The 14,139-nt window shown below is 69.6% G+C and carries 13 protein-coding genes; 4 read left to right on the plus strand and 9 right to left on the minus strand.

The genetic code is table 11. The features are described from left to right. Window positions 1-198: 198 nt before the first annotated feature. Window positions 199-714, plus strand: coding sequence for a L,D-transpeptidase (locus ACFXHA_RS38555; RefSeq protein WP_379365174.1), 516 nt, complete (start codon window positions 199-201; stop codon window positions 712-714). Window positions 715-838: 124 nt separating this feature from the next. Here the strand turns inward: ACFXHA_RS38555 and ACFXHA_RS38560 are convergent, their stop codons facing one another. Next, window positions 839-1,237 (minus strand): SgcJ/EcaC family oxidoreductase, encoded by a 399-nt coding sequence (locus ACFXHA_RS38560; RefSeq protein WP_379365176.1) that lies wholly within the window; start codon window positions 1,235-1,237, stop codon window positions 839-841. A gap of 120 nt (window positions 1,238-1,357) precedes the next feature. Between ACFXHA_RS38560 and ACFXHA_RS38565 the strand changes: the two genes are divergently transcribed. Beyond that, window positions 1,358-2,320 carry a sigma-70 family RNA polymerase sigma factor gene (locus tag ACFXHA_RS38565; protein WP_379365178.1) on the plus strand — a complete coding sequence of 321 codons (963 nt, stop codon included), beginning with the start codon at window positions 1,358-1,360 and terminating at the stop codon, window positions 2,318-2,320. Between the two features lie 139 nt (window positions 2,321-2,459). Here ACFXHA_RS38565 and ACFXHA_RS38570 read toward each other — a convergent pair whose 3' ends face one another. Further along, entirely contained in the window at window positions 2,460-5,492 is a 3,033-nt protein-coding gene (locus tag ACFXHA_RS38570) for a helix-turn-helix transcriptional regulator (protein ID WP_379365180.1), read from the minus strand. A 104-nt stretch (window positions 5,493-5,596) separates the two neighbouring features. On the opposite strand from ACFXHA_RS38570, the gene ACFXHA_RS38575 reads away from it, so the two are divergent. Both ACFXHA_RS38575 and ACFXHA_RS38580 read left to right on the plus strand, forming a co-directional pair. Further along, window positions 5,597-6,778, plus strand: a complete 1,182-nt coding sequence (locus tag ACFXHA_RS38575) for an epoxide hydrolase family protein (RefSeq protein WP_379365182.1) — start codon at window positions 5,597-5,599, stop codon at window positions 6,776-6,778. Window positions 6,779-6,936: 158 nt separating this feature from the next. Further along, window positions 6,937-8,232: a PucR family transcriptional regulator gene (locus tag ACFXHA_RS38580; protein WP_379365184.1), complete on the plus strand. Its 1,296-nt coding sequence runs from the start codon at window positions 6,937-6,939 to the stop codon at window positions 8,230-8,232. Here ACFXHA_RS38580 and ACFXHA_RS38585 read toward each other — a convergent pair. From ACFXHA_RS38585 to ACFXHA_RS38615, 7 genes are all read right to left on the minus strand, one after another. Continuing rightward, entirely contained in the window at window positions 8,163-9,488 is a 1,326-nt protein-coding gene (locus tag ACFXHA_RS38585) for a lipase family protein (protein ID WP_379365186.1), read from the minus strand. The two genes, ACFXHA_RS38580 and ACFXHA_RS38585, sit on opposite strands and share 70 nt — an antisense overlap. A gap of 38 nt (window positions 9,489-9,526) precedes the next feature. Next, the gene (locus tag ACFXHA_RS38590) at window positions 9,527-10,579 is read right to left on the minus strand and encodes an esterase/lipase family protein (RefSeq protein WP_379365188.1); all 1,053 of its coding nucleotides are present in this window, start codon (window positions 10,577-10,579) and stop codon (window positions 9,527-9,529) included. Window positions 10,580-10,727: 148 nt separating this feature from the next. Continuing rightward, on the minus strand, window positions 10,728-11,381 hold the full coding sequence (locus ACFXHA_RS38595; RefSeq protein ID WP_379365190.1) for a TetR/AcrR family transcriptional regulator: 654 nt from the start codon (window positions 11,379-11,381) through the stop codon (window positions 10,728-10,730). Window positions 11,382-11,413: 32 nt separating this feature from the next. After that, window positions 11,414-12,535, minus strand: a complete 1,122-nt coding sequence (locus tag ACFXHA_RS38600) for an AAA family ATPase (protein WP_379365192.1) — start codon at window positions 12,533-12,535, stop codon at window positions 11,414-11,416. A 45-nt stretch (window positions 12,536-12,580) separates the two neighbouring features. Continuing rightward, window positions 12,581-12,841 carry an Ada metal-binding domain-containing protein gene (locus ACFXHA_RS38605; protein WP_379365321.1) on the minus strand — a complete coding sequence of 87 codons (261 nt, stop codon included), beginning with the start codon at window positions 12,839-12,841 and terminating at the stop codon, window positions 12,581-12,583. After that, window positions 12,838-13,563: a 2OG-Fe(II) oxygenase gene (locus ACFXHA_RS38610; protein WP_379365194.1), complete on the minus strand. Its 726-nt coding sequence runs from the start codon at window positions 13,561-13,563 to the stop codon at window positions 12,838-12,840. The genes ACFXHA_RS38605 and ACFXHA_RS38610 overlap by 4 nt, the downstream gene beginning before the upstream one ends. Continuing rightward, a complete protein-coding gene (locus ACFXHA_RS38615) occupies window positions 13,560-14,045 on the minus strand; it encodes a methylated-DNA--[protein]-cysteine S-methyltransferase (protein WP_379365196.1) in 486 nt (161 codons plus the stop codon). The genes ACFXHA_RS38610 and ACFXHA_RS38615 overlap by 4 nt, the downstream gene beginning before the upstream one ends. Between the last annotated feature and the right edge of the window lie 94 nt (window positions 14,046-14,139).

Below are 14,139 nucleotides of genomic sequence, written 5' to 3' on the forward strand. Positions count from 1 at the left end.
ATCCGGCAGGCGTGTCGGCGCGCCTGTCGGTGTTTATCCCGCGAATCTTGATTCGCACCAGTCAGAATGATCACCGGTACCCAGTGGTCCCATGCTCCACGCTCCATGCTCGTTCCAACGCAGAGATGTCCCTTCGCCCTGATAGGCGGCACAGACCAGGGTGGCGGGCCAAGGCTAGGAGAGGGTCGAGACTCGATGATGAGCAGAAGTTCCCTCGGCTTGGCGGCGCGGTCGGCGGTTCTCGCCGGTATCGCGGTCGCGAGTGTCGCGGCGGTGCCCGCGCAAGCCGAACCATTGTGGCCCGGCGGCCCGGATGTTCCCGGTGTCCCGGCGATCGTCCCCGGCATCGCCCCCAGCGATGTCACCGCGCCGTGCGCGACGGCGGGCGCCCGCGCCTGCCTCAAGCTCACCACCAATGAGGCGTGGCTGATGGACAACGGCAAGGTCGTCTTCGGCCCCACCCCCATCTCACACGGCATGCCCGGCTTCGAGACCCCGCCGGGCGTGTTCCACGTGGCGTTCAAGAAGCCGTTCCACTGGAGCACCATGCACAACGCCCCGATGGAATACGCGGTCTTCTTCAACGGCGACATCGCCTTCCACATCGGCCCGGTGGACAAGAAGTCCCACGGCTGCATCCGCATGACCCCGGACGGCGCGCGCGAGTTCTTCAACTACCTCAACCCCGGCGACATGGTCGAGGTCGTGCCGTAACCGAATACATTCGAACCGTTCGAGCCCCCTCGGGAACCTTCCCGAGGGGGCTCGCTCGTTCACCGCAGGTAGGACGCGCCATTGACGTCGAGCACCATCCCCCAACCCTGCCGCTCGACGAAGGTCAGGCGGGGCTGGAGTGGAAGGCGGTGAGGAGCCAGGTGGCGTCTCGGCGGATTAGGGTCCAGGTGGAGCGGACCCAGCGGTCGGCGGGGGGTTCGGATTCGCCGGACATGAGGATGGCGTCGTGGCTGATGATCACGGCGGTGTCGGGGGCGGGGAAGCGGATCAGTTCGGGGTTGGTGCGGACGGTCGAACCGCGCAGGGGGCCTGCGAAAGCCGCGGCCATGCGGGCTCGGACCGCGTCGCGGCCGTCGCTGTAGACGCCGGGCAGCACCGAGGTGGAGTGCGGGTCGTAGTTCGCGACGAAGGCGTCCGCGTCATTGGCGGCCCAGGCGGTGTAGACGCTGGTCAGGACGGCGAGGACGGCGTCGCGGTCGGTGTGTACGGCGGTGTCGGACATGGGTTCCTCCTCGGATCGAGGCCGCGATGAGCGGCTCACGAGTACCTACCGGCGAGCCCTGCGCGATTCATCGCTCACGGTGTACAAAGTTCGGCAGGGGCGATTTCGAGGAGCTGAGCCATGTCGGAAGCAATGGTGGACACGGACTTCGCGGCGCGCACCGACGGGTATCGGCGGGAATTGCTCGCGCATTGCTATCGCATGCTCGGGTCGGTGCAGGATGCCGAGGATCTGGTGCAGGAGACACTGCTGCGAGCCTGGCGGGCGCGCGCGGACTTCGACGAGACCCGGGCCGGAATGCGGACCTGGCTCTACCGCATCGCCACCAACGCCTGCCTGACCGCGCTCGAACAGCGAGGGCGGCGGCCGATGCCCGCCGGACTAGGTCACGCGCCCGGCGAGGATCCCCGCGAGGCGCTGGTGCACGGCGGCGAAATCCCTTGGCTGCAACCGATTCCGGATTCCCTGCTCGCCGATCCCGCCACCGCCGCACTCACCCAGGGCAGTCTGCGGCTGGCTTTGGTGGCGGCCATGCAACTGCTGCCCGCACGCCAGCGGGCCGTGCTGGTACTGCGCGAGGTCCTCGACTGGCCCGCCGCACAGGTGGCCCAGGCCCTGGACATGAGCCCGGCGGCGGTCAACAGCGCCCTGCAGCGAGCCCGGAAGACCTTGCGCGAGAACGGCATCACCGAGGACGAGGTGACCGAGAGCGCCGAACAGCGCACCATCGTCGACAACTACGCCACCGCCTTCCGCAATGCCGACCTGGCCGCCCTGGAGAAGCTCCTCGCCGACGACGTGACCATGGAAATGCCGCCCATGCTCAACTGGTACCTCGGCCGAATGGCCTACCGCGGCTTCATGGCCCGCGTCTTCGACACCCGCGGCACCGACTGGCGTCTACTCCCGGTCGGCGCGAACGGCCAGCCCGCGCTGGCCGCCTACGTCCGCGACGGCGAAGGCACCTACGTCCTACACACCTTGCAGGTCTTCACCATTCGCGACGGTCTCATCGCCGGCATGATCGCCTATCAAGTCGAGGAGATCTTCCGAATCTTCGACCTGGCACCTCGACTGCCCTGAGCCCCAACCCCTTCCGCCTCCTCCCCGCTCCCGAGCAGATCCGTTGCCCGAGTCCGAGGGTTCTACGGCTGTCACTCACAGCGCTTACCCTCAGCGTCACCGGCCTCGTACCTGCGTCGAACTCACTGTTCGACGAGCCTCAGGCGGATTCGTTTGTCTCGGCGAGGAGGCCGTGCTGGTGGGCGAAGGCGGCTGCCTCGGTTCGGCTGGAGACGCCGAGTTTGGTGAGGATGCGGGAGACGTGGACACCGGCGGTGTTGGCACTGATGAAGAGTTCCGCGGCCAGGCCGCGGTTGCTCAGGCCCTTGGCTACCAGGCGCAGGACGTCGAGTTCGCGGGGGGTGAGACCGAAGCGGCCGGAGGCGGTGCCGCCCTGAGGCTTCGGGGCGTGGCCGTTGGTGGTGGCGGACCCGTCGAGGGGGATCCGAGCGCGCTCGGCGACGGCCAGCGCCGCCTGCCGGATCGGGGACGCACCCAGTCGGGTGGCGATCTCGATCAGCTCGCGTAGCGCGATCGCGGCGTGCGGCCGGTTCCCTTCGCCCGCAGCGGATTCCGCGAAACCCAGCAGGGCACCGGCGATCTCGTAGGGCCGTTCGACCGCACGCCATGCGACCACGGCCTCGGCCCAGCGGGCGGCCGAACCCGCCAGGCGAGCCGAGAACACGGCGCGATAGGCGATATCGACCGGTGAAGCCGTGGGCAGGGTGTCGCCGAGGGCCAGCAATTCCACCGGCGCACCGGCGGTTCGGGCCGCCTGCACCACCAGCGGCCAGGCGTCGTGGGGATGCGCGAAAAGGGTTGCCGCGCCGTCCTCGGGCGCGAGCAGACCGGTGAGATCCGCTGCCGCGGTGGCCTCTTCGCCCGCCACCAAGGCCAGTTCACAGCGGAGAGCGACGAGTTCGAGCCGGTACTGCGCGGCCCAGCGGCTGTCCCCCAGTAGTCGCGCCACCCCGCCCGCCGACACGCGCGCCGTGGCCGAATCGCCCTCGGCCAGTGAGATTCGCGCGAAACACAGCATCATGGCGGCCTGGCTCAAGGGCGGCAATTCCTCGAACTGGGTTTCGTCGACGACCGCCCGCGCCTCGTTCCACCGCCCCAGCGCCGAGAGTGCCTGCGCCCATTTCACGTACAGGATGGGGGCGGACTCGGAGAACCGGAATGATTCATGCGCTGCCCGGAGCCCCTGCCGCACCGCCGCGATGGCGGCCTCGTAGCGTCCGGCGGCCACCAGTACCGCCGATTCCCACGTCGCCACATCGACCACGATCCGCGCATCCCCCGCCGACGCGGCCGCTCGATGTGCCTGCGCGAAATGTGCCAGCGCCCAATCCGTTTCACTCGGCCGCGGCCCGCCGGAGCCCTCCACCGCGGCCATGCCCGCCACTTCCACCTCGAGCGCGGCCGACCCCATGGCGGCCACCTCGGCCGCGGCCGCCCCGGCCAGTCCGAGATGGGCGTGCGCCCGGGCGACCAGCGCGTCGATACCCAGTCGCTGCGCGATTGCCAGCGCCGCTCTCGCATCGGCGGCCGATCCCACCGCATCACCTCGGAAGATCCGCGCGGAGGCCGATTGCACCAGCGCCTCGGCCCGTTCGGCCCCCGGGGTTTCCGTCCGCAACAACGCCAGCGCCCGGGTCAGGTCCTCGCCGGGCCCGGCACCGGTGGTCCCGCGTAAGTAGGCCCGCCGCCGGTAGAGCCGCGCCAGCCGTTCCGGTTCGGCTACGACCGACCGGTCCACCGCGGCACCAGCCCCGGCTGCCCCGTCCGTTGCGGCCCCGATCCCGGCCGAAGCATCACCACCCGGGTCGAGGATGGCCAGCGCGGCGTTGGCGGCGGCAATGCCGCGCTCCGTCGCGCCAATGGCGATCGCGACGTCGATGATCTGTTCCAGGACAGCCAATTTGGTGGTGTCCACACGCGATTCGGGGTCCTCGACGCGGTCCCAGAGGGTGAGCAGTTGCTCGAGCAGACGGAGACGTTCGGGATGCGTGGACGGGGTGGCGCCGGCGGCGGACCAGGTGGCGGTGAGGGCTTGCGGAAGATCACCGGCGGCTTGGGTGTGATGGGCCAACTCGGCGAGGGTATCGGCGGTGGGAGTACGGGTTTCGGCACGCAGCGCCTCGGCCAGGCGGGTGTGCAGGCGGGTGCGCTCGATGGGGAGCAGATCGTCGTGGATGGCCTGGCGGATCAGGACATGCCGGAATTCGTACCCGGTGTCGGTGGGTAGCAGCAGGTGACGATCGACGAGTTCGCGTAGCGCACCGGGTAGTTCGTCGGCGGATAGCGAGACGGCGGCGGCGAGCAGCGCGTGCCGGACCGGCGAGCCGATGACGGCGGCCAGCCGGACGGCCGTATGCGCCTGCGGGGACAGCCCGGACTGGAAGCCGAGCAGCAGATCGGTCAGCCCGGCGGGCACCTCCCCCGGCGCGCGCCCCAGCGCCTCCACGAACAGCGGATTGCCGCCGCTGCGCTCGAAAACCTGGGTGATGAGCCGCGGTTCGGGCTCCCGCCCGAGCAGCGCGGCGAGCTGGCGGCCCACCTCGTGGCGGGTCAGCGGGTGCAGATCCAGTACTCGCACACCGGGATTGCGGCGCAGCTCCGCCACGAGTCCGCGCAGCGGCCCGGCCTCGCCGGGCCGGTAGGTGCCGACCAGCAGGGTGTCGGCGTCGGTCAGATTGGCGGCCAGGAAGGTGAGCAGATCGCGGCTGGCGTCGTCGGCCCAGTGCAGATCCTCGAGCACCAGCACCACCGTGCGGGTGAGTGCCAATTGCTCCAGCACCGTGAGGATTTCGCCGAAGAGCCGAATCCGATCGGCTTCCGCGGCCGCCCCGCCGGTGTGAACGGCCAACTGCGGCAACCAGTTCGCGAGCGCCGGGCGCGGCGGCAGCAACTCCGCCACCGCCTCGACGCCGAGTGTGCGCACCAGCGCCCGTGACACCGCCAGGAACGGCGCGAACGCCACCCCGCCGGTCCCCAGCTCCGGGCACCGTCCCACCAGCACCAACGCGTCGGGGTCGAGTCGTTCGCCGAACTCCCCCACCAACCGGGATTTGCCGATCCCGGCCTCGCCCGCGATCAGCACCGTGTGCGCCCCGGGATCCCCCACCGCCTCGACTAGCACGGCCACCTCAGCGGCCCGACCGACCAGGACGCTACTGCCGGGAAAACTCACCACCCCATGATCATGCCGCGACACGGGTAAAGCGGACACCCGAGTCGATGAATAACGAATAGTCGTGATGTGGGGGCATCCTCTTTATCGGAAGACTCGATGTCATGAGCAGCAACGAGAACGCCCTGGACAACACCGATATCCACCCCTTCCGGATCGACATCCCGCAGGCCGATCTGGACGATCTCCACGAGCGGCTGACCCGCACCCGGTGGATCGACGAGGCGCCCGGCACCGGCTGGGAGCGCGGCGTCCCGACCTCCTACCTGCGCGAGCTGGCCGGCTACTGGGCCGAGAAGTTCGATTGGCGGGCCGTGGAAGCCGAGCTCAACGCCTACCCACAGTTCACCACCACCATCGATGGTCAGAACCTGCACTTCCTGCACATCCGCTCCGAGCAGGCGGACGCCACTCCGCTCATGCTGATCCACGGCTGGCCCGGCACCCCCGCCGACTTCCTGGCCATGATCGGCCCGCTGACCGACCCGGCCGGGCACGGTGAGCCTGACGCCCCGGCCTTCCACCTGGTGATCCCCACCCTCCCCGGCCACGGCTTCTCCGGCCCGCTCACCGAAACCGGTTGGGGCGACGGCAAGGTCGCCGCCGCGCTGGCCGAACTCATGGCCCGGCTCGGATATGAGCGCTACGGCGTGCAGGGCGGCGACCACGGCGCGTTCGTGGCCCCGCGCCTGGGCCGCGAGCACGGCGCGCACGTGATCGGCGTGCACGTCAACGCACTGGTCACCTTCCCGACCGGCGATCCGGCCGACATGGCCGCGCTCACCGACGCCGAAAAGCAGCGGCTGGCGGCGATGAAGCAGTGGCAGGACGACGGCTCGGCCTACATGAGCCTGGCCGGCTCGCGTCCGAACACCCTCGCGCAACTGCTCGCGGATTCGCCCGCGGGACAGCTGGGCTGGATCGTGGAGAAGTACAAGGAGTGGACCGACGCGGCGCACGAACTGCCCGAAGACGCCATCGACCGGGATCGGATCCTGACCACGGTGAGCATCTACTGGCTCACCGATACCGCCCGCAGCGTCGCGAACTACTACTACGAGCGCTTCCACGACTACACCACGTTCGCACCCAAGCCGAAGGGCACCGTGCCCACCGGTGTCGCGGTGTTCCCGACCGCGGACTTCGCGATCCGCCGCTTCGCGGAGAAGGCCCACCATGTCGTGCACTGGTCGGAGTTCTACTCCGGCGGCCACTTTCCCGCACTGGAGGTGCCGGACCTGCTGGTCGGCGACATCCGGGAGTTCTTCGCGGGCCTCGCTCGCTGAACCGGAGCCCGGCCGCCCCGCGCACCGGGGCGGCCGGTCGGCGCTGGCGGGATCGGTCAAGCATATTGCCGCACAGGGTGACCCAGGCTACAGTTACGCACCAGTAGGAACGCTGGCGTTCCCAGATTGGCTGCGGAGGGATCGACATGGAGAAGGCAATGAGTTCGACGAGTGGAGCCCGGCATCCGCTCGCGCCGGCCGGATCCGCCGAAACCGCCGCGGCCGCACCGATCTCCGATCCACTGCGTGATGTGCGCTCGCTCTCGACCGCGCTGGTCGCGCATTTCGCCGAACATGTGGCCCGCTGCGGCACGCTGCCCGGTGACGCGCTGCGCGGCGAGGTCACCACCGTCACGCGGACCTGTCTGGAACTCGCCGCCGGGGTGCTCGAGGGCCGCGATGTGAGCGGGAAAATCGAACGGCTGCAACGCGCGGGCGCGGACTGGGCGCGCGAGGGCATTCCCATCGGCACCATTCATCGCGCCGTCCACGACGGGTTCGCGCTGGGCTTCGATCTCATCGTCGACGCCACCGGGCCCGAGGACTACGCGCGACTGGCGGTGACCGCGCGCCGGCTGTTCGAGGTGCTGGCCATGGTGGATTCGGCGTTCGCGGTGGCCTATGTACGCGAGCATCGGGCCGTGGTGGCCGAGCATCACACGGCGGTGCACACGGTGGCCTCGGCGCTGCTGGCCGGGCATCCGACCTCGACCATGGCGCGGGCGGGCGGCCTCGAGATCGACGAGTCGTATTACATTCTGGCCCTGAGCATTCCGGCGCATGCGGGCGAATCCGATCCGCGGGTGGACGGCGAGGTGGTGGCCCGGCGCAAGCTGCGGCGCGTGCAGTCGGAACTGGCCCGCCGCGCCGGGGGCCGCGCGTTGTCGCTGCTGAGCGCCGACGGCGGCACCGTACTGCTGCCGGCGAGCGATGCCAGCACCGCCGAGCTCGACGAGCTGATCGCCGGATTGTCCACGGCCGCACAGGTTCCGCTCACCGCCACCGTGATCCACGCCGAGACCCCGCGCATTCCGGAGGCCGCCGAGCAGGCGCACGAACTCCTGGACATGGTGCACCGGTTGGAGTGCGCGTCCGGACTGCACAGCTTCGACGACCTGGCCATGGAGTATCAGCTCACCCGCCCGGGTCCGGGCCGGGAATACCTCGGCACCCTGCTGGATCCGCTGGACGAGTTTCCCGAGCTGCTCGAGACGCTGCGCCGGCACATCGGCAACGACCTGAGCCGACGGCATACGGCGCGACTGCTGGGCGTGCACACCAATACCGTCGACAATCGGCTCAAACGGATCGGGCAGCTGACCGGATTCGATCCGGCCCAGCCGTCCGGGTTGTGGTATCTGCGTTCGGCATTGGTGGCACGCAGTTACCGCAAGGCCGAACGGGTGCGGATCGGACGGCCCGACACCATGGTGGCCAGCAGCGCGATGAAGTGACCGTGTTCGGCCAGCGCGCGCGGTGTGGCGGCCACCGACCACACCGTGCGGACCTCCGCCGGCGGCAGCGGGCGATCGGCGAGGCGATCGGCCAGCCAGTCCACCATGAGCGGTGTCGCCAGGAACTGCAGCGGCAGATGGGTACTGAGGCGATCACGCAGATAGCGGACGTGCGCGCCGCGCGCGCGGTAGCGCTGGACGTGGGCGTCGACATCGGCGACGGCGATCACCTCGTCATTGACACCCTGCACGACCAGCAGCGGCATGGCGGGCGCCTGCCCGCCGGGCTCGATGTCGTCGAGCACGCGCCGCATTCCGGGGCGGGTCAACAGCGCACCGAGGCCACCGCGGATGTGCCGGTTGGCATTTCGACCGGCGTAGCGGGCCAGCAGGGGCAGGGTGGCGATGGACTCGGCGCGGTCGAGCAGCTCGATGTAGTCGTCGGAGACGATGTCGCGCACGGTGTCGTCGAGGCCCGGGTAGGCGCGGCGCAGCCCGGCGGTGAAGACCATGGCGAAACCCGCGAACGGTGAACCGTTGAGGCGTACGAACGCCGCCGCCGGATCACCGACCGGGGAACCCGCGACCGCACCGGCGATATCGAGTTCCGGGGCGTAGCCCGCCGCCAGTTCCGCCGCCCACGCGGTGGCCAGACCGCCACCCGAGTAGCCCCACAACCCGATTCGGGTACGCGGATGCAGGCCCAGCGGGGCGAATCGCAGTGCGGCGCGCAAGCCGTCGAGGGCCCGGTAGCCGGGTTCGCGGGCGGCGCCGAAATGGCCGTTCGGCCCTTCGTGATCGGGGACCGAGACCGCCCAGCCGCGTGCCAGGGCGGCGGCGATGAGCGGGAACTCGATCTGTGGGATCGCGCCCAGGGCGCGGGCGCGATGCTGTAAAGCGTAGGAGGGGAAGCACTTCGGGGCGACGGCGTCGATGGCGCACTGGAACGACACCAGCGGGCGGTCCACCGCCGGATCGGCATCCCAAGGCAGCAGCACGGTGGTCACCGCTGCTTCCGGGTTCCCGTTGAGATCGCTACTGCGGTAGAGCAATTGCCACGCTCTGACCCGCTGCGGGATGCTCCCCAGCAGGGCGAGCCGCACCGGCCGCGAGCGCAGGATGGTGCCCGGTGCGACGGCAGCCGGGTCGATCGGCGAACGGTAGAACGGGTCCAGGCCGGGCAGCAGCGGCCGTGCACCGGGCGTGCCGAAATCTTGTGGGAGATCGACAGTTTCGATCGCTTCACCGATGGTCACGGCGTTCCTTTCGTCGAGCGGGCAGAGACGACAGCAAGCTAGATGTGGCCGGAGCCACCGATGATCCAGGGGTTGAAGGTGCACACCAGGTTCGGGTGTGCGGCCGGATCGAGGGCGTGCAGGGCGATGGACGCGGCGCGCGGCGAGTACATGATGGTCAGGTGGTCGGAGACGTCCTCGGGGCAATCCTGTTGCAGCGTGATGTTTTCCACGGTCGCATCGGGCCCCGGGGTGAGGAAGGTCCAGTCGTAGGGGTTCGAGATCTCGTCGTGGGTGGTGCCCACGGCGGTGTACGCGACGCCCGGCACGGTGTCGCCGCCGCCGTTCAGCTTCGCGTAGAAGTCCGAGCCGACAACCTGTTCGGTATTGGCCTGCCCGATCAACGGCTGATAGAAGCCGAGGATATCGAGCCCGAGATTGGTGATGAACCGGCCCATGCTCGCCAAGCCCAGCAACGAGGTGCCGTGCGTGGTCGCGCCGAAGCTGATCACCTTGCCGACTTTCCCCTGCCCGCCTTCGAATTTCAGGTATTGGCTGGTGACCGGTCCGCCCTGGGAATGCGCGAGCACGTCCACGGCGGGCGCGCCGGTGGCGGCCAGCACCCGATCCACGAACTGCGCGAGCTGCCGCGCGGAATCCTCCATCGGGCCGACGCCGTAGCGGCCGGGCAGGATCGGGCCGATCCCGCCGCCGCCCAACGGGGTCTCGCGGCCGAAATTGAAGGCGAAGACACAGAATCCGGCGCGGGCGACCTGCGGGGACAGGAACGAGAAGCTGTCGTAGGTGTTGAGCCAGGTGCCGTGCACCAGCACCACCGGTCGCGGATGTTCGGCGGTGGGTTTGCAGTTCCAGTCGTTGGCTCCGGGCGGCGCGGCGTCCGGGTGGGCCAGGCCGTAGGCGAAGGCCGCCAGGTAGGCCGACATCTCCGGGCCGACACCGGCCGTGTCCGAGGCGGTGCTGACGATCGCCGAGCCGGAACTGCTCCCGGCGTCGGCGGGTTCGGCACCGGTCACACCGGCCGAGCAGGCGACCGCCAGTGCGGTCGCGCCGGCGAACACGGTACTGCCGAGGGTACGGATGGTCGGCCTCATGAAATCTCCTACTGCCTCACGCGGATCGGACCGAACGCGTCGAATCCGATTGCGACCGTAAGAGCGCGCTGTGGCCTGTGTCACCGGCGCTGTGTCAGGTGACAGTGCCCCACGCCGAGGGCGCCGGCCGGTTGTGGCGACCTACAGCTCAGGCGGGTGTGGAGGCCAAGGCGATGGCGGAGCGGGTGAACAGCGGCACCAGTTCCGGCAGCGCCTGCGCGCCCTTCTGGTGCAGGCAGGCGCGCACCCGATCGTCGATGCCGCCGAGCAGCATGTCGATCAGCTGCCGGTCGGGTTCGGCGGAAAGATCGCCGTCGCGCACGCCGACCGCCACCACCGCCATGATGTAGTCGGCGAAACGCTCGTGCACGCGCAGGCGGTGTTCGATCAATCCCGGTCCGGCCGCGAGGGTTTCGACATACAGTGCGCGGGCAGCCTGCGGTTGCATGGCGAGCACGTTGAGATATATCTCGAAGGAGATCCGCACGCGCTCCGCGAAATTCACGCCTTCCAGGCCGGTCACGGTCTCGCGTAGCTGTTCCAGGGCCGCGCCGACCGCGAGATCGTAAGCCGCGCCGAAGCATTCGTCCTTGCTGCCGAATACCGCGTAGAAGGTGCGGCGGGCCACCTGGGCCCGGGTCACGATATCGGCGACCGTGGTGGCCGCGAAGCCCAGTTCCCCCACCGCGTCCAGTACCGCGGTGCACAACCGCGCGTACTGTGACGCCTCCACCTGCTCGCGAGTCAGCCCGTGCCGGCCACGCGGCAACGGACCCTGCTCACCGACGGTTTCCACACTCACGCCCTCAGAATAGGTTTCCACGTCACCGACGACTAACGGTCCGGCCAATACCAGGCCGGTTCATCCAGCCGTCCCTGTCCCGCCACCGTCGTCGCTCCCTCCCGTTTCACCAATTCGATCATGTTCGCGTCGGTGTATTCGTCGATGACACCGATCAATTCATCGGAGTGGCTCACCACCACCAGCTGGGTGCCCGCGCCGGCGCGGGCGATGAGGCGGCCCAGCGGGCCCAGCAACTCCGGGTGCAGGCTGGTCTCGGGCTCGTTGAGGACCAATAGCTGGGGCGGGCGCGGGGACAGCAGCGCGGCGGCGAGCAGCAGGTAGCGCAGGGTGCCGTCGGAGAGTTCGGGGGCGGCCAGCGGGCGGAAGAGCTTGGGCTGGTGCAGGAGCAACTCGAAGCGGCCGCCGTCGCCGACGATCTCGAGGCGGCTGCCGGGGAAGGCGTTGTCGACGGCCTCGGCCAGGGCCGCGGCGTCGCCGATCTCGATGATGGTCTGTAGCGCGGCGGCCGCGTCCGCGCCGTCGTGGGCCAATGCCATGGTGCGGGTGCCGAGCTGGGGTGCGCGGGCGGGCGCGGCGACATCGGTGCGCAGGTGGTCGTAGAAGCGCCAGGAGCGGATGCGTTCACGCAGGACCAGCAGGTCGGGGGCGCGCTGCGGGTCGGCGAGTTCGGAGAGCATGGAGTCGTAGGGCTTCACGGTGTGCGGCACCATGCCCCAGCCGCCGCCCTCCTCGCGCAGCCGAACCACCGGTCCGCCGCGATCGGCCAGCAGGGTCGAGGGCCGCAGCACCGGTCCGGCCCAGGCTGCCTCGGCTTTGATCTCCGGGTCCATTTTGAACATCGACTCGGCGGGGATGGGGATGCCCAGTTCGGCCGCGTAGCCGAAGTCCTCGCCGGCGAATCCGATCCGCAACCGCAGCGGGATATTCGGGCCGGAGCGGCCGGGCCCGGCGAAGAACGTCGACTCCAGCCCGCCCTCCCGTGCCAGCCCCGCGACCGCGCCATTGTGCGCGAAATCGGCCAGCAGCCGCAGCACTCGATAGAGACTGGACTTACCGCTGCCGTTCGCCCCGGTAACCACGTTCATCCGGCCGAGGGGGACCCGCAGATTGCGCAGGGACCGGTAGTTCTCCACGGCCAACGTGGTCAGCATGCGCCCCAGCTTATCTACCGACCAGTCACCACGAATTGTTGTGCGTTAGTCGGGGTGGCGGGCGCGCCACTCGCGGTAGGCGATTCGGCAGCACACGGCGCACGGGCGGTAGCCGGCGGCTATCGCGGTGTGTTCGTCGGCGAAGAAGACTCGGTGGGCGGCGTAACCGCCGCGGGCCAGGGCGCGGAGGGCGGCCGGGCAGTCCAGGCGGCCGTAGATACGCATCCGGCGATGCCCGCCGACCAGGCCGGGACGGTCGCTGTCGTAGGGGCGGCCGTCGGGGCCGAGCAGGGTGTACACGGTCAGGCGTCGTGGAAGACGAGGCCGAGGGTGTGACGCTGCCCGGACCTGACGACGCTCACCCCGTGCCGCATGGGTGCGGCCGACCATCCTCGTGCGCCGCGCACCGGGCGGTCACGGGTGGTGAAGATGAGCCCGTGGCCCTGGGGCAATGACATTGCCGCGCCGCGGGATTGGGCGCGCGGGCGCTGCTCGACCAGGAGGAACTCGCCACCGGTGTAGTCGACGGCGGGTGCGTCCAGGCCGATCACGACCTGGAGGGGAAACACCATGTCTCCGAACAGGTCCCGATGCAAGGCGTTCCAGTCGCCGGGGCCGTAGCGCAGCAGGATCTGGGAGCTCTTGACCTGTCCGGCGCGGTGGCAGCGGTCGATCCACTCGTCGAGGGTGTCCGGCCAGGTGCCGGGGCGGCCCAGGCGCGCGGCCCAATCCCGGGCGATGGGAAGGAGTTTCGGGTAGAACGCGGACCGTAGTTCGGCCACGATGCGCGGCAACTCGTGGGTGAAGTACCGGTACTCCCCCGAACCGAACCGGTGCCGGGCCATGTCGACCGTGGAGCGGAACCGCTGGTCGTCATCGTAAAGGCCGGCGAGGGTGTGACATTCGTCGGCCGCGAGCAGCTGCCCCAGTAGGGCATGCCCGTGTTCGTCGAGCTCTCCGGCCAGGGCCGCCCAGTCCTGCTGGGCGACCCGCCCGGCCCACACCGAGGCCACGGTGCCGGTCGTCACGCGACCCGCTCCAACTCCAGCAACTGCTGCTTGCGCTCCACGCCCCCGGCATACCCGGTCAGCGAACCGTCCGCGCCGATCACCCGGTGACACGGCCGCACGATCAGCAACGGATTCGCACCGATCGCCGATCCGACCGCCCGCACCGCGGCCCGGGACGCGCCGACCCGCCGCGCGATGTCCCCATACGTGGTGGTGCTGCCGTACGGGATCTCCTCGAGTGCCTGCCAGACACGGCGCTGGAATTCGGTGCCGCCGTCCCCGAATCGCAGATCGAATCCGGTCCGCTCACCCGCGAAGTAGGCGGTCAGCTGCGGCACGACCGCCGCGAAGGCGTCCGCGTCGGCCACCCAATCCGGTTCCACCAGAACGCTCTTCGCCCCGGTCATCGATACCGACTTCAGGACGAGCCCGCCCTCGCGGAGTTCCCCCGTGAGCAGCAGTTCCCCGACCGGGCTGCTCATCGTCGTATACACGGTCATCTCTTCCTCCTCGATCGTCGTTCCTTGTCCATCACCCACTCTCGCCGACCGCAAACGCGATCACCGGCAGAAATCGGCCATGGCATTTCGCGGT

Source organism: Nocardia sp. NPDC059240 (assembly GCF_042753865.1).
In the GTDB taxonomy this organism is placed as follows: Bacteria; Actinomycetota; Actinomycetes; order Mycobacteriales; family Mycobacteriaceae; genus Nocardia.